A 24349-nucleotide genomic window follows, 5' to 3' on the forward strand; every position below is an offset into this window, starting at 1 on the left:
TGATGCGCGCGGCAAAGATTCTGGACAGTCTGACGACACTGAAGGGTTTGGGCATCGGCCTGACGACCGTGGTCGACGTGGGCGTTCAACACTCCACCCCGGCCCTCATGGCCGTTTTTCCGAACCTGCCGCATGTGCTCTTCGAGCCAGTTGAGGAGTACTACCCTTTCATTCGCAAGAACTATTGCAACATATCGCACACACTGGTTGAAGCCGCGGTTTCCGACTTCGATGGCGAACTCACCCTGCACACCGAGAAGAAGACGCGTGGCGACGAAATCTCCCATAGTTACATCGTACGCGCGCCGACGGCGTCCTCACGCACGGTCCGGACTCTGACCCTCGACGGCTACTTCCGCGACCATCCTCGCCCTGGCGCGCTGCTGCTCAAGATCGATGTCGAAGGACCGGACGTCCCGAGTGCGATTCTGCGCGGAGCTGCGGCGGTGCTCTCTCAGACAGCAGCTGTCGTCATTGAAATGACCGTGGACAAATTCATGGAGCGAGCGATCGTGCTCCACGAAGCGGGTTTTGATCTCTGGGACATCTGCGATCTTTGTTATTACCAGGACTGCCTGTGGCAGGCGGATGTCGTTTTCGTCAATCGTCGCCTCAAGGATTCCAACCAGAACCTGCGTCCGATGCACATCAAACCGTTTCGTCCCGAACTGTGGCAGAGTGGCTTTTGACCCATGAAAGTATCGATCATTACCCCATCCTTCAACCAGGCGCAGTTTCTACCCGCCAACCTCGCCTCGGTGCAATGCCAGGTACGCGCAGACTTCGAACACATCGTCGTTGACCCCGGCTCAACCGATGGCAGTACCGGGATTGCGCTGAGCGCATCCGGTGTCACCGTCATCGCCGAGCCCGATCGAGGCCAGTCTGACGGCATCGGCAAGGGCTTTTCGCGGTCAACGGGCGACATTCTCTGCTGGCTCAACTCGGACGACCTTTTCCCCGACAACCTCGTCCTCGCTTCCGTGATCGAAAGCTTTGAAGAAAACCCCGATGTAGACATCGTCTATGGCGACGTCAACTTCGTTGACGCCGACGGCAAGTTCCTCCGCAAGGGCTTCGTCAACCAGGCGTCGGAGAAACTGCTAGCCTCCTTCGAGTATCAGGTCGGGATTGTCCAGCCGGGAGTCTTCTGGCGCCGTCGCGTATTCGAGGCAATCGGCGGGCCATCGGAGGAATTCGAGTACTGCATGGACTACGAGCTGTGGGTACGCATGGCCGCGAAGGGGTACAAGTGGCGTTACCTGCCGCGAGTCCTGGCTCATCACCGTTGGTGGGGTGGCATGAAGACCAGCTCCCGACGCGACCTGAGCCTGCGCGAGCACTGCAAGGTCTGTGACCGCTATTTTGGCTACGTGCACTGGAAATGGCTCGATCGCTTTGCCGACTATCTCTGCTCCAGCCAGGATGGTGTGGTGAACCACGCCGCCAGCATCGATCCAGAGGCCAAGTCGACGGCGATTCGGCGCGTGATCGATGAAGTCGTGTCACAGGAGATGCTGCGCCGGCTGTCGACTGCCGACGCACCGGAGATGGTCGAGACCTGGCGTTATCTGCAACGCAACCACCCTGAGAAGAAGCGCATCTATTTCCAGCAGTCCGACCTCGAGATCGTCAGCGAGTCTGCTGCCGACCCGAAGGCTCGCGAACGAGTCGCCTGGAACATATTCGATGCAACGACGAGCGACGGTTTGGCTTATCGCGCCTACCATGTCCCGGATAATTTCGACCGCTATTTCCTGCGTGACTGGCATGAAAGGCAGTTGAGACGCTCTGCCGATGCGCTGGCACGCTTCCGACGTGAGCGGCGCGGCGACATTTGTGTCATTGTTGGCAATGGACCAAGCCTGCGCAGAAGCGACCTCTCGCTGCTGGCCAGCGTCGATACGATCATCTCCAATTTTGCGGTTCTCAGTTCCGATCTCCGACGTTCGGCGACCATCCTGACAGTGGTGAACGATCTGGTCGCCCGGCAGGGCGCCATCGACTTCAATTCTTTGCCGACGAAAAAGGTTGTCCCGTTCTGGCTCGGGAACCACTTCAACGAATCGGATGACACTTTCTTCGTCAACGCGACCGTCAAGCCGGACTTCGGCCTCGATTTCGTCGAGGATGCTTCGTGGCGCTCGACGGTGAGCTTCTTCAACCTGCAGCTGGCCTATGCCATCGGTTACCGCAAGGTCATACTGATCGGATTTGATCATTCCTACGTCCAGCCCAAAGGGATCGGTGAGGGCACACTCATCAGCCAGACCGAAGACGACGAGAACCATTTTGACCCACGCTACTTCAAGGGCAAGGACTGGCAGGCGGCCGATACCGCGAACATGGAGAAGATGTACGTCGTCGCGAAAGCGGCCTACGAAAAGGATGGTCGGGAAATCGTCAACTGCACCGTCGGCGGACGTCTGGAACTCTTCAGACGGGCCGATCTTGGCACTGAACTGGCCATGCAGCAGCCTGCGCGGCCATCGTCGGGAGACGAAACGGCGGAGCCGGGGCCAAGGCTCCTCATGGTCGACAGCACGCCAGTCGGTCACTGTTCGGCAACCGGACAACTGAAGCAGACTTTTCTCGGCGACTGGCCGGAGTCGCGATTCCTGCAGATATGGGAAACGGGTGGTCGGAGTTCCAGCCTGCGCCTGATTCGTCTTGGGCAGTCGATCGCAGAAAGTCAGGCTGCCCAGCCATCGCTGGAAGAGGTGATTGCGGCGATCCGGCTCTTTGATCCGGAAGTGATCTATTTCCGACCGATCGAGTCGGAGCTTCTGTTTGACGCCGTGGACCGCGTGCGCCGTGAGTTCCCTCGGCCATTGGTCGTTCACATGATGGACGACTGGCCAGAACGTCTGCGCCTGACGGACCCGGCTAGGTTCTTGCGTCTCGACCAAGCATTGCGCAGTTTGCTCGACAGCGCGAGCCTGCGTCTGAGCATCTGCCAGGCGATGTCTGATGCATACCATCAGCGGTACGGCGGCGACTGGCTGCCCTTGGCCAACGGTGCTGATCCGTCCGAATTCCCGTCCAGGGACCCGCAATCTCGACCGCCAGTTGCGGCAGCGGCGCCCTTCGTGATTCGATACATGGGCGCACTGGCAGATGACATGACCTACTCGAGCGTCCGCGACGTCGCCAACGTGGTCTCCGAACTGAGCGCAGATTACCCCGTGCGTTTCGAAGTCCACACCATGGACTGGTGTCGGGCGAAGGCCGAGAGCGACATCGGACAGCTGCCGGCAGTCGTGGTGACGAATCTGGTCGAGGTGAGCGCCTACCGGCGCTGCCTTTGCGAGGCGGATGCATTGCTGATCGCCTACAACTTCGACGCCAAGAGCCTCTCGTATATTGGCCTCTCGCTCGCCAACAAGCTGCCCGAATGTCTCGCCTCTGGCACGCCCGTTTTGGCATACGGCCCCTTGGAGGCGGCAACGATCCGCTACCTCGAGCAGGCGGGTTGTGCTCAGCTCGTGGTACGGCAAGACCCTGCCGAACTGAGAGCGGCCGTCGAAGTACTATTGAATCACCCGGAAAAACGACGGGAGTTGGGAACGAAGGGACGCAACCACGTACGGGCAAGGATGTCGAAAAGCGGCGTGCAACAGGAATTTCGCAAGTTCATCCAGAGCACGCTCGCTACCGGACATTCAGCTGTTGCGCCGGTGGTCGGTCCGTTCGAGCGCCGCCAGTTGGCTCACTACGACGAGACGGACTGTATTGCCGAACTATTCTCAACCGTATTGCACGGGCGACTGATGATCGACGTGGGCGCCCACCACGGATGGGCACATGCACCTTTTCTCAAGAAGGGGTGGCGCATCTTCGCCTTCGAGCCAGACGAGGAGAACCGTCGCAAACTGCTTGAGCGCCTCTCGACCAGCGCGAACAAGGGGCTGCTGACCCTCGATACTCGCTGCGTCAGCAACCGGTCGCAAAAGGGCGTCTCTTTCTACCGTTCGGAACAGAGCAGTGGCATCAGCGGCTTGTCGGCCTTTCATGAAAGCCACGTCGAAGCGCAGCGGGTCGACACAACGACTCTGGGCGAGTACTTCGAGGACCAGGAACTGCCCGCCGTCGACTTCCTGAAGATAGATACCGAGGGGCACGACCTGTTTGTCCTGGAGGGTTTCCCGTGGGCGCGGACGAGACCCGCCGTGATCGAATGCGAGTTTGAAGATACCAAGACCGTGCCGCTGGGTTACACCTTCCACGATCTGGCGCGCTTTCTGCTTGACAAAGGGTACTCCGTCTATGTCAGCGAGTGGCACCCGATCGTCCGTTATGGCATTCGGCACGACTGGAATCGACTCACCCGTTATCCCTGCGAGTTGGCGGAAGCCAAGGGCTGGGGCAACCTGCTGGCTTTCCGTGATCCGATCGATGATCAGAGCCTCATCGCAGCCGTGCGCAAGGTACTGAAGGTCGGCTCCGGCGAGGCGGCGAAGACGACGATCGCTGTCTCCGGACAGCCAGAAGCAAGTCCGGCGGTTCCCCATGGAGCCCAGACCGGCTCGCCGCATCGTCTTCTGCGCATCGTCCCCGGACGCTTCTTCCGACAGACGGCAGCCAACCAATGGCGCTACACCCATTCCGATGCGGCCCAGCGGCAGTGGCACGCCATCCTTGAGCGGCCCCAGGCAACCGCCGGAGCGACATACGCAGCGCGGTTCACCCTCATGTCGAACCGCGCAATGACGGTACAGTGCTCACTTGCACGCCATGGCGACACGGCGTTCGAGGCCGCCCACCAGAGGACAAGGCTGCTGCCCGGACAGCCACGGACGATTACGCTGCGCAAGCAGTTCGCCCGGCCGCACGCAGCCTTCCGCGTCCAGTTGGAAGTGCTCGAACTCGAAGGTGGCGGCACCGCCGATCTGACCATCGACGCTCTGGCGATCTCGGAAACGGTGTACAGTGTCGTCCGCCGCCTCGGTGATCACGGCGTCAGCCTGAAGACGGCCAACCGCCTGTACCGGGAGGGCGATTACCAGACGGCACTCGGCCTCTATCTGTCGTTGAGTCAGAAGCGCCCGCTGAACATGTACATGGAAAATGCCCTTCAGACCGCCTACCGCTTGGGGATGGACTCGGCGAAGTCAGCGGAAGACTTGGCTTGGCTGCTGTCCTAGGCGTCGCATCCTCCCTCGCCCGTTCCGGCTTGTTGGTGAAAAACCTCAGTGACTTGCGCCGCACCGTCGCGCCATCGCACTCCTCCTCAGCTAACCCGCTGCGTTTCGCGCGTGCGCTCGCAAAATATGGCTTTCTCTCAGAAGCGGTCGATACGCTGCATCGAATCATTCGCCTGCATTCAGCCTCTGCCAGTGCTTACCAGAGTCTTGGGGATGCACTGAAGGATCAAGGTTCTCTTGAAGAGAGCCTTGCTGCCTACAATACGGCACTGGATCTGGCGGGTTGTCCATCCCTCTCCTTGGCACTGGCCAGAGCCCGGGTCCTGCGCTGGCTGCGCCGCCACCACGAGGCATGCGCGGCGTATCAAACCGCCATTCAATTGCGCGAAGCGGCCGGCGGGCACGCCTACGGCGAAGAAGTATACCTGGAGCTCGGCAATGTCTGGCAGCACCTCGGAAATCAGCAGAAAGCCGCAGACGCTTTCGCAGGCTGGATCGAAAGCGCCTATCTGGCAGACCATCGTGACGGTACCATTTATTGCTGGATACCCAAGAATGCGTGCACTTTCCTGAAAACCGCGATGGTTCTGAATAGCTCATCAGCCGAGACTTTTCGCGCATCTCATCAAGATGCGCATGTCTTCACACGCCAGCCCAACTCCGGATTTCATCTGGCTGAGGTCACGCATCTCGAGGATCCACGATATTTCGCCTTTACCGTTCTACGCGATCCATTTGAACGTCTCGCCAGCGCCTTCGCCAATCTTTTCGTTCAGCCCATGCGCCACGCCCCGGCTGCGACGGATGGCGTACGCGAAGTGATCCTCCATGTCTACCACAAGAAGCAGACTGCTCCGGATTTCGCACGGTCAGTCACCTTCGACGAATTTATCCATTACATAGCCGATACCGACGATATTGACCTCAACTATCATTGGCGACCACAATGCACCTTCTTCAGCCGCGATCTTTCAAATTTCCACTTCATCGGAAATTTTGAGAACATGGGCGACGTCATCAGGACTCTTGGTGAGCGCCGCGGCTGGAATTTCGGTGAATTGAGAGCCGTCAATACCACGGACTATAGCGGCTCACTGGGCAACAAGCCTTTCCACAACATCCTGCCCGCCGAGCTGGCCGAACTTCCCCACTTCCCAACCGCCAATAGACTCTTCACCCCTGAACTCAGACTGTTGGTGGCCAAGCGGTTTGCCCGGGACTTTGAGCTCTACAATCGGTGCTTCGGTCTTGACCTGTCGCAGGCTTTCTCAGTAAACGTGGAAGACTCGCCCAGCAGAAGGAGCGCAATGAGCAGCATGGATCGTCGGCAGCAAGCTGCCGATCAGCCGACCGCCCCACCCGCCGGTCCCGATTTTCCGATCGCGCGCGCGGCGGCAAGCTCTGAAGGTCCCTTCGATTTGACTCTCCCCGTCTCGTCGGAGCAGCCCAGAGATTTCGAGGAGAAGCTGGCTGCGGCCTTCGCAGCTCAAGCCGAAGGCAAGTCGGCCCGACTCGTCTTGGCGGCCGGAATTTATCGTTCAAGCGTGTCATTCGCCTGCCGCGACAAAACATCGGCTGTCGTCGTCATCGAGGCGGAGAGTAGTGGCACGGCAGTTTTCTCCGGCTCCGATCCTCTAGGCGGATGGCGCCCAGAGGGCAAGTTTTGGTCAGCGCCTTGGCCCTATCGCCTCGGGCTCGCTTCAGCGCCATCGGCTTGCGGAGACCCCTACCTGGAAACGCCCGAGCTGATGTTGCGCAGAGAGATTCTTCTGGTAGACGGCGTATTGCTCCGCCAAGCACTCCACCATGGGGACTTGGGGCCCGGCTCCTTCTATGTGGATGAGCGGCAAGCCCGGGTTCTTCTCGCTCCGCCCGTGGGCGTTGACCCATGCTCGGCCTTGGTCGAGGTAGCGACCCGTTCCGTAGCACTGCGAATCAATAATGCCTCGAACGTCGTGATCAAAGGCCTGGTATTCAAGCACGACGCATCCTTTCACGCTGCGCCACGCTGTGCGCCCCTGCAGCTTGAAAACTGCGATGACGTGCTCATCGAGAACTGCGTCTTCAGCGAAAACAACAACAAAGGCCTCTACTTGGGTGGGACCCGCAATTCCAACGTGGTTATCCGCCGGTCCCGGTTCATCCGCAATGGATGCATCGGACTGAGCGCAGTGAGATGCTGCAACCTTCTTCTTGAGGATTGTCAAACCAACCTGAATAACTGGCGGGGGGCTGCCGCAGGACTGTATCGTGGTTGGCCTTGCGGGTTCAAGATCTCACAATCTGTGGGCGTGACGGTGCGTCGTCACCAGTCCGTCCGAAACCTTGCAACCGGGGGCTGGATCGATTTGAACAACCGCGACATTTGCATCGAAGACAGCTTATTCTATGGCAACTTCCGCGGCTTGCACTTGGAGGCTGGATCTGGCCCCTTCCTTGTCCGGCGCTGTCAGGTGATTGGCAATCGCCAGGAGCCGACCATACATGAGTGGCGATGGGCGTTCGGCTCCGGCATCGTCTTGACCCACGTATCCGATGTCACCCTTCAGGAGAATGTCATCGCCGACAATGATCTGGCCCAAGTGGGTGTGCGGGATGACCGGGAAGTCCGGGTCTGGCTCGATCCAGATTCCGGTCAACGGGAGGAATGGCATACCGAGCGACTGCGACTGGTCGCCAACACCATCATCAGTTCGCGTCTCCGGCCGACACTGCTCCATCTACCTGACGAATCTTTCGACGCGGGCCGCTTCTGGAAGGCCTTCTATTCGCACAACAATACCTACGTTGGCGCGATGGGGAGCAAGGACTTCCTGATCGGCGCCACCAAGCCATCGACCGCTCGAAATAGCAAGGATGGCGAATTCCCGCCGCAAGCCGGGGCGCTTGATTTCGCGGAGTGGCTCGACTACTCCGGTCAGGATGTCTCCTCCGCCTACCTCCCGGCTGATACCTGTCGCCTGGAGTGATTCACCGTAACGTCTCCGACGCATATTGCGCCGACATTGTCTTCAATGCCGCCGCATCCATGGCGAGGCACATGAAATGGAATGGTCACCCAAGTTTCTTTGTGGCTTCATGAAGTCGCCGGTGGCGCTATCCGATGGCAGGGTGACGACCTGCACCAAAGACTGCAGCGGTGACAACGCCTTTGCCAGTCTTTACGAGCATGCCTTTCCCGAAATAGCACAAAGGTATCGCGATTTGCGTCTTGCAGTGATGAGCGATCCATCACTGCTTCCCCATTGTCACTATTGCTATCTGACCATACCCGAGTCAAGACGAATTGGGCGCCCGGGTGCCAAGTGGCTCAGTGTCGACAACAGGGACGGGAAGATTCAACAGTTTCTCCAGGCGTTCAATCCACGCTCCGTAATACTGAACCTCGAGCTGTCCAGCAAGTGCGATTTGAGGTGTGTGGACTGTTTTGTGTCGCAGCCCCAGTTTCGCTCGGCTCGTGGCGCGGCGAATATGGACATTGATCGGCTCCTGGAATGGCTGAGCGGTACCGGCCAAGACATCAGCCAGATGCGTCTCTATCATCTTGGGGAAACCTGGTTGAATCCGCGGTGGGCAGAGTTCACACGCGCGGCAAGGATGCAGAATTCCAGCACCTTCCTCTTCACCTCGACGAACGGGGCATTGATGGGAAAGCTGGGCGTATTTGAGCAGCTACCAACATCCGGAATCAATCATATCCTGTTCTCCATACATGGTGCGAGGCAGTCCAGTGTGAAGAGGTATATGGGACGTTCTTTTGATCTACGAGCTGCATTTGACGCCGCGAAACGAACAGCCGAGATCCGCGATCGCCACCAAGGCAATTTCGATCTATCCTGGAGATATGTCCTGACCAAGTGGAATGACTCGCAAGAGGAAATTCACGAGGCAAAGCGTTTGGCACAGGAGATCGGGTTCAGGGAAATTCACTTTACCCTCAACCACACGCCATCGCACGGTGGACGTTTCAGGATTGACACGGAGGATTGGAGAGTTCTTCGCGAACAATGTGCGCTCACTTCGTCGAAGTCCGTTGCTTACCAGCGTGACACGCCCATGGTTGCACTGTATGTCCCGGCACCAAAGCCGACTGGATCTCGAGCGGCTTCGTTTTTCCGGGTCTTTGATGACCCGGCCGACTCGTCACTTGACAGATGTGAGGTGACGACGGACACTGGCTCAGCTGGTTCCGGCCTTTCGCACGATGGGATGTTGCATGCTGAGCAGGCACGACAGACCGTGCTCCGCAGCGGCCAGAAGACTGCCTCTAGCCGCTGCGTCGACGGGCCGGGTCTTCGGCTGGAGCCAAGTCTTCATTTCAACCAGATTTCGCCGAACCGTTGGAGCTACGTCCATTCGAACGCCAGGCAGAAGCTTTGGGTGGCCGTATTCGACGCTCTGGGCCCGACTGCTGGCAGGGAATTCGTCGCCACCGTTCGTTTGCAGTCGAGCCACGGAATGATGGTGGACGTCAGCATAGGGCGTTACGGAGCGTCGAACTACGAGGGTGCAAACAAACGTGTCTGCCTTGCCCCAGGAATCGCGCAGCCCGTGGTGGTGCGCAAAATATTCGGCAACTCACATGATTCGTTGAAGCTGCAGCTGGACGTCCTGCAAATGCAAACAGGCGGGACAGCAGAACTGTTGATCGACTCAGTGGCGATAAGCGCCAGGAGCCAGTTACCCACACGAGGATGTGCCATGAGAAAAGCCTACATCGCGAATTTCGAGAAGGACTCCGTCTCTGTCATCGACCTCGACGCCAATGCCTGTGTTGCAAACATTCCCACACAGCATGAGCCGCAGGGGATAGCCGTCGCGCCGAATGGTGAGCGATTCTACGTCGGGAACTACGGCGCGAGTAGCGTGACGGTTTTCGACGCGCAAAACCACGAATGCCTCGCCACCATCCCGGTGGGGAGCAAGCCGGTTGGCATGCGACTTTCGCCTGATGGTTCGCAATTGTATGTCGCCACCCAGAAAGGCGGTGGTGTGACGGTGATCGATTGCCTTCGCAACAAGCGTATCGCCGACATCGACATCGGGCAAAATACTCTGGACGTTTCCGTTAATCCGGTCGATGGAACTGTTTATGCGGCAAATTGCGAGGATAACGCCGTGTACGTAATCGACCCAACCGAAAAGCGCATATCGGGGGCTCCGATTGCGGTCGATGGCGGCCCGGTTAGCATTGCTGTCAACTCGGCGGGGACTCGTCTTTATGTGGTCTGCCAGAGCAGCAATGCTGTCGCCGTTATCGATCCCGGAACAAGAAGCGTGATTGGCAGAATCCCAGTTGGCAGTGCGCCGTTCGACCTTGCCATAACCCCAAACGATGAAAAAATCTACGTCACGGACCGCGAGGACGGAAACGTCACGGTCGTTGATGCAGCAGCAAACGAGCCCGTCGGCAAGATCTTTGTCGGCGGAGCCCCGACCGGAATTGACGTGGATCCGCAGGGTACTCGGTTGTACGTTGCCAATTGGTCAAGAAGCCAGATTTCCGTATTGAGCGTGTCCGAGGATAGGTTGATTGCAAGTATTCCCGTAATGGGCGTTTCATATACCTTTGGCCGCTTCTTTTCACCGATCCAAGGCGAGGCAGAGTTATCGACCCACAAGGAGAATCAGGGATTCACTGTGAAGCCCGGGTTGCATTTCAGGCACATTTCTCGCAATCGATGGCGCTATCTCGACTCGGGCACCACCCAGAAGATTTGGATTGCGGTTTTCAACGATCCAGGCCCGACTGCGGCGAGGGAGTTTGCAGCGACTATTCGCGTTGAATCGAATCGAACGATGACTGTGCGCGTCAGCATCGGTCGCGAGGGCAGCTCGGAGTACGAGGGGGCGTACAGGTCTGTTGGGCTTGTGGCGGGAATACCGCAGGACGTCTCCGTTCACAAGGAGTTCTCCAGAACCCACCAAGCGTTGAAGGTACAGTTGGAAGTTCTGGAGTTGGAAGGGGGCGGCACGGCTGAATTGCTGATCGACGCGGTATCGATTGGCCCAATCTGCGGCAAGACGAAAGAGGGCTCCATGAAAAGCCAAGGAGCTGTACACGCCGCGCCCATCACGGAGGCGCTTGCCGCACCTGAGCCGGTTCAGGTTGTTTCTCAGCACGTTACCGTAGAAGCCCTGCCCCTAGGCACGCGGGAAGCTGCTCCAAAGCAGAGCTCTGACAGACCAGGGACGTCGCTCCAGCCCCCGGCTGCGGGCCCATCGTTCAGGGTAGTTGCCGGGCCGAATTTCACCAGGATTTCGGCCAACAGGTGGGGCTTCGTCGACTCGGACGCCAAGCAGAAGCTTTGGGTGGCCGTGTTTGAGAACGTTGGTCCAACAGCCGCCAGGGAGTTCGGGGCCACCATGCGACTGGAGTCCACTGCGGAGATGGGTGTTCGCGTCAGTATCGGTCGGCACGGCGGCTCGGAGTACGAAGGAGCGCTTAGGTCCGTCCGGCTTGCTCCGGGCATTGCGCAAAGTGTGTCGGTTCGCAAGGAATTCGCCAGAAGCCACGAAGCGTTGAAGATACAGCTGGAAGTTCTGCAACTGCAGGGCGGTCAGACGGCAGAATTGCTGATTGACTCGGTTGCGATCAGTTCGGCCGGCCCGAGCGCCGACGAACACTCGGTGACCAACCAGTCAGGCGCAGAACCTCGGCAAATGACGGGTTCCCTCGCCAGCTCCGCGGTGGCTCAGGTCGTTCCGCTCTACCCTACGCCTGGTGCCTTGGCACACCCATCAAGAGACTCCTCTTCCAGCGACAGAGCCGGTGGATCGGTCGCTTCGCTTCAATCCCCTGCGAGGGGCCGCGGGTTCAAGGTATTGCCGGGTCCCAACTTCAGGGAGATTTCGGGCAACAAGTGGAGCTACGTCGAGTCCGGTGCCAAGCAGAAGCTCTGGGTGGCGGTGTTCGACAGCCTGGGCCAGACTGAGGCGAGGGAGTTCGCGGCGACCATGCGGCTGGAGGCGAACAAGGAGATGGCTGTTCGCGTCAGCATCGGCCGCCATGGTGACTCTGAGTATGAAGGGGCGCATAGACCTGTCACGCTTGCTCCGGGGATTGCGCAGAGCGTCACCGTTCGCAAGGAATTCACCCACACCCACGAGGCTCTAAAGGTACAACTCGAAGTTCTGGAGTTGCAGGGAGGTGGCAGCGCGGAATTGCTGATTGACTCCGTAGAGATTTGCGAACCCATCAGCGACCGCTTGGCAATAGAGGGCGGCATGCCCGTTCGCGCCAGGGCTTTCGGACCCCGCTGGATCTTCGACGAAACGGACCGACAACAGGTGTTGGAAGTTCTTGACCGCGCCCCATGGGAATGGCGTCAAGGTTATAAGGTACGCGAGTTCTCCGGCTTGTTCGCTCAATGCTACGGCATGCGGAACGCCATTCCGACCGGTTGTGGAACGTCCGCCATTCATGCCGCGATCGGGGCGCTCAATCCAAGTCCGATGGACGAGATCATTACCACACCAGTTACGGACATAGGTAGCGTCATTGGCATCCTGATGCATAATTTGATTCCTGTCTTCGTCGATTGGGATCCCGCTTCCTTCAACATGGATCCCGCCGATATCGAGCGCAAGATCACTGAAAGAACCCGCGCCATTCTAGTGGTACACATTTTCGGAAATCCATGCGATATGGATTCGATCATGCGTATAGCCAAGCGCCACTCCCTGCCAGTCATTGAGGATTGTGCCCAGGCTCACTTCGCCGAGTTCAATGGGCGCATGATCGGCAGCTTCGGTGATATGGCCTGCTTTTCGATGAGCCTGAAAACCCTGACAACCGATCAAGGGGGGTTCGTCCTCACCAACGACGATGGACTTGCCGCCAGGGTTCGAGGGTTCCTGAGCAAGGGCAGCGAGCAGATCCGCGGCGTTTGGGAACCGTATTGGCGGCTTGGAACCTATTCTCCGATGACGGACTTGCAGGCGGCCATAGGAGTCGCACAGCTCGCAAAACTCGAGGCGGCCACGCGCATGAGGGAAAATGCGGCGAAGGCATGGGATGCGGTGTTCAATGATTTCGAAGGATTCACGTTGCCGGCACGCCGTAACAATGATCGGCCCGTCTATTATGTGTATCCTTATTGTTTGGATCCACGCAAGGTGGGAGGCACGCTGGATGAATTTGTCGCCGCACTGAAGGCCGAGGGCATCCAAGATGCCTGCGGTCCTTACATCAAGGGAAGGCCGTTATATCGCGCTCCCCTTTTTGTCAATTCGCGCACTTATGGACAATCGGGTTTTCCGTTCATTGACGAAAGTGGCTTGACAAGGGTCGATTACCGTTTGGTGAAACTGCCAGTGGTTGAGAGAATGCTTCCGAACCTGGGATATTTCCATTACCGCAACAGTTTCTCGGACGCGGACGTTCGTGATATCGCCAGGGCCATTAAAAAAGTTGCAACTGCCTTTTCCCGTCGCGCGAAACGGACAGCGACTGCCTGAGAGCTCAGTTTCTCTCCTTGGGCATTGGCACTCCGACGAACCATTCTCTCTCGCCGGGCGGCCTGCGCTCGGCGGGTGTAGGCGTCGAACATCCGGCCGGTGTGGTAGACGGTGATGTCGCAGCGACGGTGGTCGTGGCGGCCGAGGACCGGCAGCATGAAGAGGTTGACCGGGTGCTGCCGGTGCAGGTCGCCGGTGACGTAGCCGATGCGCAGCCGGCGCTGGGTGGTGCGCGGGTTGGGGAAGGCGGTGCGCTCGGGCAGCGCGGCTTCGATCGGGGCGCAGAGCTGCCGGTGCAGCGCGGCGATTTCGCGGGCCGTCAGGCTGTCGTCGTAGAGCGCGGTCATGGCGATGCTCGAGGCGAGCCGCGACAGCGGGTCGTCGTTGGCGGCCAGCAGTTCCTGCTGCGCGAGGCGCTGGCTGCGGGCGTCGCCGAGGCGGCCGTGCAGGCCGGCGGTGAGCAGGGCGGCTTCGGGTTGCCCGGGGGCGAGCCGGGCGATGCGCGCGAGGCTGTCGCGGCAGTCGGCGAGGCGGTGGACTTCGGACTGGATGCGCGCCAGCGCGATCCGAGTGGGGACGTGCTCGGGCCGCAGACTGAGCGCTTTCTGCAGGAGGGCGATCGCTTCGCGCCAGTAGTTGTGGGCGTAGACGCGCGCGGCGAGGTCGCTCAGGAAGTCGGGGTTGGCCGACTGCGAGGCGCGGCTGACGGCGGTCTCGGCGGCGGCGATGCGGTCGCTGCGCAGCAGGGCTTCGCCGAGGTACATCAGCGAGCCGTAGCGCGGCGGACGGTTGTCGATCAGCGCGGACAGGGCGTCGACGGCGCCTGCGGCGTCGCCGGCGTTGAGCCGCCAGACGCCGAGCCAGTGCAGGCTTTCGCCGGGGAGGATTTCGTGCTGGCGGGCCTGGGCGAGTGCGGCGTCCCGGGCGCTGGCGGGGGTGGGGTCGGGGGCGCCGGGGGTGTCGGGCGCCGAGCGTTCTGCTGCCCGCATGTCTTGGAGGCGAGCGAGGTAGAGCCAAGTGAGCCAGTCGTCGGGGCGTTCGCGGGTGCGCACCTCGAAGTGCTCGATGAGGGTGGCGGCGTGCGCGAGGCGGGGTTGGCCGAGTTGGGCGTCGCCCGTGGCCGGGTCGTACCGGTCACCGAGTGCCAGAGCGTCGAGCTGGGAGAGCGAGCGTACGCCGGGGTCGCTGCGCAGAGCCTGACGGGCGGCGTAGGCGGCCTGCCACGGCAGTTCGTGCCGCTGGTAGTCGCGCGCGAGTGCGAGCCACAGGCCGGCGTCGAGCGGTCGGTGTCTGGCGCAGGGCTGCCCAGCGGCTGTCCGCCGCGGCAGCGGGCGCGCCCTCGCCCGCTGCGACCGGGTCAGCGGGGCGCATGGTCGCGCGCTGCGCGGGCGTGATGGCGTGGCGTGCTGCGCATCGGTGTCCTCAGGTGATGAAGAAGTCGGCAATGGTTAGCGCCGGGATGCCGGTGAGCGTCGCGATGTGCACCGGGCCGGCCCCGCCGTTGCCGGCGGCATCATAGTAGAGCGCGCCGCTGGTGGTGTCGTAGATGAGGTAGTCGTCGGCGTCGGCGGCGGCGGTGAGGCCGGCGCCGGAGCGGAACGAGGTGGCGGCGAGGGTGCCGGGGCTCAGCAGCGAGGCGAAGATGGCGTTCTCGAGTTCGATCGTGTCGTCGAGGACGTTGAAGTCGTTGATCGTGTCGCGGTTGGTCGCGGCGTTGGGCAGGGTGTCGAAGCGGAAAGTGTCGGCGCCGAGGCCGCCGCTGAGGGTGTCGTTGCCGTTGCCGCCGCTGAGGAGGTTGCCGCCGCCGTCGCCGCTGAGGGTGTCGGCGTAGGCCGAGCCGACGAGGTTCTCGATGCCGGTGAGGGTGTCGCTGCCGGAGCCGCCGGTCGCGGTGCCGCTGGCGAGGCTGGCGGTGACGCCGCTGCCGCTGACGCCGTAGAGGTAGCTGGCGGTGTCGTTGCCGCCGGCACCGTCGAGGACGTTGGCGCCGGCGCCGGCGTAGAGGAGGTTGGCGAGGGCGTTGCCGCTCAGGCTCGCGGCGCCGGTGGCGAGGATGCGGCCGTTCTCGACGTTCGCGCCGAGGGTGTAGGCGGCGATGGAACTGTAGACGAGGTCGATGCCGCCCGTGGTGGGATTGGCGTTGCTTTCGCTGACGCTGTCGCCGGCGTGGTCGACGTAGTAGAGGTCGGAGCCGTCGCCACCGCTCAGGCTGTCGGCGCCGGTACCGCCCCAGAGGGTGTCGTTGCCGGCGCCGCCGTCGAGGCTGTCGTTGCCGGCGTTGCCATTGAGGAAGTCGTTGCCTTGCGCGCCGTTGAGGCGGTTGGCGTTGCCGTCGCCGGTGAGGCTGTCGTCATAGGTGGAGCCGCTGAGGTTCTCGATTCCGGCGAGGGTGTCGCTGCCGGAGCCGCCGGTGGCCTGGGCGCCGAGGATGGCGAGGCTGACGCTGACGCCGCTGCTGGCACCATAGAGGTAGCTGACGGTGTCGTTGCCGCCGGCACCGTCGAGGAGGTTGGCGCCGGTGCCGGCGTCGAGGAGGTTGTCGAGGGTGTTGCCGGTGAGGTTGGCGACGCCTGAGGTGAGGATGCGGCCGTTCTCGATGTGGGCGCCGAGGGTGGTGCTGGCGAGGTAGCTGAGAACCTGGTCGGTGCCACCGGTTGCCGGGTTGGCGTTGGTCTCAGTGACGCTGTCGCCGGCGTCGTCGAGGTAGTAGAAGTCGGAGCCGTCACCACCGAGCAGGCTGTCGGCGCCGCTGCCACCCCAGAGGCGGTCGTTGCCGGCGCCGCCGTCGAGGGTGTCGTTGCCGGCGCCGCCGTTGAGGAAGTCGTTGCCCTGCGCGCCGTTGAGGCGGTTGGCGTTGCCGTCGCCGGTAAGGGTGTCGTCGTAGATGGAGCCGGTGAGGTTCTCGATGCCGGCGAGTGTGTCGCTGCCGGAGCCGCCGGTGGCTTGGGCGCCGAGGATGGCGAGGCTGACGCTGACGCCGCTGCCGCTGACGGCGTAGAGGTAGCTGACGGTGTCGTTGCCGCCGGCGCCGTCGAGGAGGTTGGCGCCGGTGCCGGCGTCGAGGAGGTTGTCGAGGGCGTTGCCGGTGAGGTTGGCGGCGCCGGTGGCGAGGATGCGGCCGTTCTCGATGTGCGTGGCGAGGGTGTAGGCGGCGAGGTAGCTGAAGACCTGGTCGGTGCCGCCGGTGGCGGGGTTGGCGTTGGTCTCGCTGACGCTGTCGCCGGCGTCATCGACGTAGTAGGAGTCGGAGCCGTCGCCACCGATCAGGCTGTCGGCACCGGTGCCGCCCCAGAGGCGGTCGTTGCCGGCGCCGCCGTCGAGGGTGTCGTTGCCGGCGTCGCCATTTAGGAAGTCGTTGCCCTGCGCACCGTCGAGACGGTTGGCGCTTCCGTCGCCGCGCAGGGTGTCGTCCCAGGTTGAGCCGCCGAGGTTCTCGATGCCGATCAGGGTGTCGCTGCCGGAGCCGCCGGTGGCCTGCGGAGCGGCGATGGCGAGGCTGACGCTGACGCCGCTGGTGGCATCGGCGTAGCTGGCGGTGTCGCTGCCCGCGCTGCCGGAGAGCGTGTCGTTGCCGGCACCACCGGCGAGCGTGTCGTTGCCGTTGCCGCCTTCGAGGCGGTTGGCGTTGCCGTCGCCGGCGAGGCTGTCGTCCTGGTTGGAGCCGATGAGGTGCTCGATCGACATGAGGGTGTCACTGCCGGAGCCACCGGTCGCCTGCGCGCCGGGAATGGCCAAGCTGATGCTGACGCCGCTGCTGGCACCATAGAGGTAGCTGACGGTGTCGTTGCCGCCGGCGCCGTCGAGGACGTTGTGGCCGCTGCCGGCGTAGAGCAGGTTGTCGAGGGCGTTGCCGGTGAGGTTGGCGGCGCCGGTGGCAAGGATGCGGCCGTTCTCGACGTGCGCCGTGAGGGTGTAGGTGGAGAGGTAGCTGTAGACCTGGTCGGTGCCACCGGACGCGGGGTTGGCGTTGGTCTCGCTGACGCTGTCGCCGGCGTTGTCGACGTAATAGGAGTCGGAGCCGTCACCGCCGATCAGGCTGTCGGCACCGCTGCCGCCCCAGAGGCGGTCGTTGCCGGCGCCGCCGTCGAGGGTGTCGTTGCCGGCGTCGCCATTTAGGAAGTCGTTGCCCTGCGCGCCACTCAGGCGGTTGGCGTTGCCGTCGCCGCGCAGGGTGTCGTCCCAGGTCGAGCCGCTGAGGTTCTCGATGGCGATCAGGGTGTCGCTGCCGGAGCCACCGGTGGCCTGCGGAGCGGCGATGGCGAGGCTGACGCTGACGCCGCTGGCGGCATCGGCGTAGCTGGCGGTGTCGCTGCCCGCGCTGCCGGAAAGGGTGTCGTTGCCGGCACCACCGGCGAGTGTGTCGTTGCCGTTGCCGCCTTCGAGGCGGTTGGCGTTGCCGTCGCCGGCGAGGCTGTCGTCCTGGTTGGAGCCGATGAGGTGCTCGATCGACATGAGGGTGTCACTGCCGGAGCCACCGGTCGCCTGCGCGCCGGCAAGGGCGAGGCTGATGCTGACGCCGCTGCTGGCACCGTAGAGGTAGCTGACGGTGTCGTTGCCGCCGGCGCCGTCGAGGAGGTTGTGGCCGCTGCCGGCGTAGAGCAGGTTGTCGAGGCCGTTGCCGGTGAGGTTGGCGGCGCCGCTGGCAAGGATGCGGCCATTCTCGACGTGCGCCGTGAGGGTGTAGGTGGGGAGGTAGCCGTAGACTTGGTCGGTACCCCCAGACGCGGGGTTGGCGTTGGTTTCGGTGACGCTGTCACCGGCGTGGTCGACGTAGTAGAGGTCGGAGCCGTCGCCGCCGAGCAGGCTGTCGGCACCGCTGCCGCCCCAGAGCAGGTCGTTGCCGGCGCCGCCGTCGAGGCTGTCGTTGCCGGCACCGCCGTCGAGCGCGTCATCGCCGCTGCCGCCTTCGAGGCGGTTGGCGTTGCCGTCGCCGGTCAGGGTGTCGGCGAAGGCGGAGCCGACGAGGTTCTCGATGCCGATGAGCGTGTCGAGGCCGGCGCCGGATGTGTTCTGTGGCACACCCTGCGTGGCGAGCGTGACGGTGACACCACTGCCCGCGTCGCTGTAGCGCGCCGTGTCGGTCCCCTGCCCTCCGAGCAGCCGGTCGTCGCCGGCACCGCCGGCGAGCGTGTCGTTGCCTGCGCCGCCATCGAGGGTGTCGTTGCCGCCAAGACCCTCGAGCGTGTTGTCGTTCGGGCCGCCAGGCAGGTGGTCGTCGCCATCCCCGCCGACCAACGGCCTGACATCGATCGTGATGGCGTTCGCCGATGGATCGAGGTCGATGCCGCCACCGACGGTGCCGCCGTCATCCTGCACCTGGAAGCTGAAGCTGGCGTAGGCGTTGCCGCTGGCGTTGGCGGCCGGCGTGAAAACGAGGTTGCCGGCGACGATGTCGCTGGCGGTGATCGTCTGCCCGGGGCTGACGGCGGCGCCCGAGAGGGTGAGGCTGCCGGCGACGGGCAGCGTGCCGATGCGCACGGCGAGGAGTGCGTTGGCAGGGGTGTCGGTTGCGTCGCTGAAGCCGAAGTCGGCTGCATCGAAGACGTAGGGGTTGTCTTCGTAGGTGCTGACCGTGTTGTCGGCGCCCAACGGCGCGTCGTTCACCGGCGTCACGTCGATCGTGATGAGGTTCGGCGTCGGGTCGAGGTCGGCGCCGCCGTCGGCGGTGCCACCGTCATCCTGGACCTGGAAGCTGAAGCTGGCGTAGGCGTTGCCGCTGGTGTTGGTGGCCGGCGTGAAAACGAGCTGGCCAGCAGCGAGGGCGGCGACGGCGATCGACTGGCCAACGGTGACCGCGGCGCCCGAGAGGGTCAGGCTACCGGCGGCGGGCAGCGTGGCGATGCGGATGGCAAGCAGGCCGTCGGCCGGAAGGTCGCTGGGATCGGTGAGAGGGAAGTCGGCGCCGCCGAAGGTGTAAGCGGCGTCTTCGGCGACGAGCACGCTGCGGTCGCTGCCGGACGGGGCAGAGTGGAAAGAGTCGCTGGCGTCGACGCGTACGGACAGGTCGCCGTCAGACGGGGTGGCGATGTTGACGACGTCGGACCACGGGCTGCCCAGGGCGCTAAGGTCGCCGCCAGCCGACGAGTCGCCCCAAGTGATCAGGGACCCGTCGGCGCGCAGCGCGGCAAAGGCCTCAGCCGTCGAAAACAACTCCGTCACGTCGTTCGTCCCGTCGAGCTGCGCCGCCACCGCGGAACTGTCGCCGCCCCAGCGTGAGTCTCCCCAAGTGACCACAGAGCCATCGGCGCGCAGCGCGGCAAAGGCGTACTCCGTCGAACACACCTGCACGACGTCGTTCGCCCCGTCGAGCTGCGCCCCGACTGGCGAACTATCGCCTCCCGCTCCCCCCCAAGTGACCACGGAACCGTCGGCGCGTAGTGCCGCAAAGGCCCCTTCCGTCGAAAACACCTGCACGACGTCGTTCGTCCCGTCCAGCTGCGCCGCGACCGCGAAGCTGTTGCCGCCGGACGATGCATGCCCCCAGGTGACCACCGAGCCGTCGGCGCGCAGCGCGGCAAAGGCGAACCCCGTCGAAAACACTTGCACGACGTCGTTCGTCCCGTCGAGCTGCGCCGCAACCGCGGAACTGTTGCCGCCATCCGACGAATTCCCCCAGGTAACCACCGACCCATCGGCACGCAGCGCGGCAAAGGCCAACGACGTCGAAAACACCTGCACGACGTCGTTCGTTCCGTCGAGCTTCGCCGCGACCGCGGAGCTGTCTCCACCGAACGACGAATCCCCCCAAGTGACCACCGAGCCGTCGGCGCGCAGCGCCGCAAAAGCACCGTGCGTCGAAAACACCTGCACGACGTCGTTCGTCCCGTCGAGCTCGGTGGCGACGGCGCTGCTGGCACCGCCGCGGTTCGAATCCCCCCATGTGACCACCGAGCCGTCGGCGCGCAGCGCGGCAAAGGCGCCGTCGGGGAACACCTCGACAGTGTCGCTCTTCGTCGAAAACACCTTCACGACGTCGTTCGTCCCGTCGAGTTGCGCTGAGACCGTCGCGCTGTTGCCGCCGAAGTCAGCGTCGCCCCACGTGACCACCGAGCCGTCGGCGCGCAGCGCGGCAAAGGCTCGTTCCGCCGAAAACACCTGTGTGACGTCGATCGTCCCATCGAGCTGCGCCGCCACTGCGGAACTGTTGCCGCCCAACCCCGAATTCCCCCATGTGACCACCGAGCCGTCGGCGCGCAGCGCGGCAAAGGCGTACTCCGTCGAAAACACCTGCGTCACGTCGTTCGTCCCGTCGAGCTGTGACGCCACCGCCGAGCTGTTGCCGCCGTAGGAGGAAGCCCCCCAAGTGACCACCGAGCCGTCGGCGCGCAACGCGGCAAAGGCGGACCCCGTCGAAAACACGTCCACGACGTCGTTCGTCCCGTTGACCAGTGGCGCGTAGCCGATGGCTCCGCCGCGAGTCGAATCCCCCCAAGTGACGACCGAGCCGTCGGCGCGCAGCGCGGCAAAGGCGCTCTCCGTCGAGAACACCTGCTTGACGTCGTTCGTCCCGTCGAGCTGCACCTCGAGCGCTGCACTGTTGCCGCCCAACCACGGCTGCCCCCAAGTGACGACCGAGCCGTCGGCGCGCAGCGCGGCAAAGGCGTACTCCGTCGAAAACACCTGCGCGACGTCAATCGTCCCGTCCAGCTGCGCTGCGAAGTTGGAACTGTAGCCGCCCGACCAAGAATCTCCCCAAGTGACCACCGAGCCGTCGGCGCGCAGCGCGGCAAAGGCGGACCGCGTCGAAAACACCTGCACGACGTCGTTCGTCCCGTCCAGCTGCGCCGCGACCGCGAAGCTGTTGCCGCCGGACGATGCATGCCCCCAGGTGACCACCGAGCCGTCGGCGCGCAGCGCGGCAAAGGCGAACCCCGTCGAAAACACTTGCACGACGTCGTTCGTCCCGTCGAGCTGCGCCGCAACCGCGGAACTGTTGCCGCCATCCGACGAATTCCCCCAGGTAACCACCGACCCATCGGCACGCAGCGCGGCAAAGGCCAACGACGTCGAAAACACCTGCACGACGTCGTTCGTTCCGTCGAGCTTCGCCGCGACCGCGGAGCTGTCTCCACCGAACGACGAATCCCCCCAAGTGACCACCGAGCCGTCGGCGCGCAGCGCGGCAAAGGCGCTCTCGGTCAAAAACACCTGCACGACGTCGTTCGTCCCGTCGAGCTGCGCCGCGACCGCGGAGCTGTCTCCACCAAACGACGAATCCCCCCAAGTGACCACCGAGCCGTCGGCACGCAGCGCGGCAAAGGCGCTCGCGGTCGAAAACACCTGCACGACGTCGTTCGTCCCGTCGAGCTGCGCCGCGACCGCGGAGCTGTCTCCACCAAACGACGAATCCCCCCAGGTGACCACCGAGCCGTCGGCGCGCAACGCGGCAAACGCGTACCTCGTGGAAAACACCTGCACGACGTCGTTCGTCCCGTCAAGCTGCGCCGCGACCGCGAAGCTGTTCCCGCCGTACGACGCCCCCCCCCAAGTGACGGTCGAACCGTCGGCGCGCAGCGCGGCAAAGGCGCTCTCGGTCGAAAACACCTGCACGACGTCGTTCGTCCCGTCGAGCTGCGCCGCGACCGCGGAACTGTCTCCGCCGTAGCTCGGATCCCCCCAGGCCACCACCGAGCCGTCGGCGCGAATTGCCGCAAACGCACCCTCGTTGCGCCACGCGCCCGAACTGTGTCCGAGAAAGCTGTTCCCGATGCGCGTCACAGTAAACACGTCGTCGGTGAACGGATTCGCCAGACCAACGACGTGCCGGAACCGCTCCGCGACGCCGCTGCTATCGCCCCCCGACGACGAATCGCCCCAGGTCACCAGCGAGCCGTCGGCGCGCAGCGCGGCAAACGCGTCGTTGGTCGAGAACACCTCGCGCACGTCCACCGTCCCGTCGAGGCCCGCAGCGACCACGCTGCTGTCGCCGCCCGACGCTGCCGATCCCCAGGTGACGAGCGAGCCGTCGGCACGCAGCGCGGCAAAGGCGCCGTCGGTCGACAGCACCCGCCGGATGTCGATCGTGCCGTCGAGCTGCGCCGCGACGCCGGTGCTGTCGCCGCCAGAGGCTGCCGCCCCCCAGGTGACGAGCGAGCCGTCGGCGCGCAGCGCGGCAAAGGCGCCGTTGGTCGCGAAGACCTGCGTGACGTCGATCGTGCCGTCGAGCTGCGCCGCGACGGCGCTGCTGTCGCCACCGGACGAGGGATCGCCCCAAGTGACCAGCGATCCGTCGGCACGCAGCGCGGCAAAGGCGTACAGCGTCGAAGCCACATGCACGACGTCGGTCGTCCCGTCGAGCTGCGCCGAGACCGCAGCACTATCGCCGCCATACGATGAAGGTCCCCAGGTGACCACCGAGCCATCGGCACGCAGCGCGGCAAAAGCCCTGATCGTCGAAAACACCTGCGTGACGCCGATCGTTCCATCGAGTTGCGCGGCGACGGCGGTGCTGTTGCCGCCGTACGCGGCATCGCCCCAGGTGACCACCGAGCCGTCGGCGCGCAGCGCGGCGAAGGCGCCGTACGTCGAATACAACTGCACGACGTCGTTGGTCCCGTCGATCTGCGTCGCGACCGCGGCACTGTCGCCGCCGTACGGTGCCGCGCCCCAGGTGACGACCGAGCCGTCGGCGCGCAGCGCGGCGAAGGCGCTGATCGTCGAAAACACCTGCGTGACGGCGGTCGTGCCGTCGAGCTGCGCCGCCACCGCGGTACTGTTGCCGCCCCAGGATGAATCGCCCCAGGTGACGAGCGAACCGTCGGCGCGCAGCGCGGCAAAGGCGTACCCCGTGGAGAACATCCGCACGACGTCGATCGTGCCGTTGATCTGCGCCGCGACCGCGGCACTGTTGCCACCGTAAGCGGGATCACCCCAACTGATGACCGAGCCGTCAGCACGCAGCGCGGCAAAGGCCTGCTGGTTCGAGAAGATCTGTGTGACGTCGATCGCGCCGCCAATCTGGGCGGCGACGGTGCTGCTGTCGCCACCATGGGCGGCATCGCCCCAGGTGACGACCGAGCCGTCGGCGCGCAGGGCGGCGAAGGCTTTTTCGTTGCGCCATTCGCCCAGGCTGTGGCGGGGGAAGGCGATCGGCTGCTGCGCGATGGTCATGCCGAGCAGGCCGCGCCAGTGCGGCGCGGCGAGCGGTGGCGTGCGCACTTCGCCGACGTCGAGCCGCCAGGCGCCGCCGAGGTCGGCGTGGCCGACGGGGGTCGAGGAGGCGGCGACCGGGGCGCCGAGGGCTGCGGCGAGGGTTGCGACGAAGGCGCGGCCGCTCTCGCCGTCACCGACGGCGCAGGCGTAGAGCTGCAGGTCGGCGTCGGCGGCGAGCGAGTCGCCGATCGCGGCGAGGTCGGCGGCGCGCGTGGCGAGCGTGCCGGCATCGACTTCGCCGGCGCCGAGCCGGATCGCGCCCGGCCGGCCGTGCGCGAGGATGCGGATCGAGGCGACTTCGCCCTGCCCCGCCAGCGCCCGCCGGATCTGCCGCAGGCCGTCGTCGTCAGCGCCGATCAGGCGCCATGGGTGGTGGGCATCGAGACCCGTCAGCAGTGCCGGCCGATCGGCGACGCGGTGATCGACGAATATCCAGTTGGTGCGCATTGGGCGGCTCCTGGGTCAGGGGTTCAGGAGCGACCGGGTGGACGCTGCTGCGGCTGGTGCCGCCGGCGACCGGCCCGGCCGCGAACGGCGGGGATGTGGTGATGCAGAGCCGCGAAGCCGCGCCGCGGGGCCGGTCGCGGCTTGGG

At 63.8% G+C, this 24349-nt stretch carries 6 protein-coding genes; 4 read left to right on the forward strand and 2 right to left on the reverse strand.

Translation table 11 applies throughout. From position 1 onward, the window contains the following. Nucleotides 1–2: 2 nt before the first annotated feature. The 4 genes from V5B60_RS20540 (at nt 3) to V5B60_RS20555 (ending at nt 13604) form a co-directional block, all read left to right on the forward strand. On the forward strand, nt 3–689 hold the full coding sequence (locus tag V5B60_RS20540) for an FkbM family methyltransferase (RefSeq protein WP_332349769.1): 687 nt from the start codon (nt 3–5) through the stop codon (nt 687–689). A gap of 3 nt (nt 690–692) precedes the next feature. Further along, nucleotides 693–5144, forward strand: coding sequence for an FkbM family methyltransferase (locus V5B60_RS20545; protein ID WP_332349771.1), 4452 nt, complete (start codon nt 693–695; stop codon nt 5142–5144). Next, nucleotides 5129–8113, forward strand: coding sequence for a sulfotransferase family 2 domain-containing protein (locus V5B60_RS20550; protein ID WP_332349773.1), 2985 nt, complete (start codon nt 5129–5131; stop codon nt 8111–8113). Before V5B60_RS20545 ends, V5B60_RS20550 begins: the two co-directional genes overlap by 16 nt. Nucleotides 8114–8189: 76 nt before the next feature. Continuing rightward, the gene (locus V5B60_RS20555) at nt 8190–13604 is read left to right on the forward strand and encodes a DegT/DnrJ/EryC1/StrS family aminotransferase (RefSeq protein WP_332349775.1); all 5415 of its coding nucleotides are present in this window, start codon (nt 8190–8192) and stop codon (nt 13602–13604) included. On the opposite strand, the gene V5B60_RS20560 is transcribed toward V5B60_RS20555, so the two are convergent. Further along, nucleotides 13499–15049 carry a tetratricopeptide repeat protein gene (locus V5B60_RS20560; RefSeq protein ID WP_332349776.1) on the reverse strand — a complete coding sequence of 517 codons (1551 nt, stop codon included), beginning with the start codon at nt 15047–15049 and terminating at the stop codon, nt 13499–13501. The genes V5B60_RS20555 and V5B60_RS20560 overlap by 106 nt on opposite strands. Beyond that, complete coding sequence (locus V5B60_RS20565) at nt 15027–24203, reverse strand: DUF4347 domain-containing protein (protein ID WP_332349778.1); 9177 nt, start codon at nt 24201–24203, stop codon at nt 15027–15029. Before V5B60_RS20565 ends, V5B60_RS20560 begins: the two co-directional genes overlap by 23 nt. Between the last annotated feature and the right edge of the window lie 146 nt (nt 24204–24349).

Source organism: Accumulibacter sp. (assembly GCF_036625195.1).
Classification (GTDB): domain Bacteria; phylum Pseudomonadota; class Gammaproteobacteria; order Burkholderiales; family Rhodocyclaceae; genus Accumulibacter.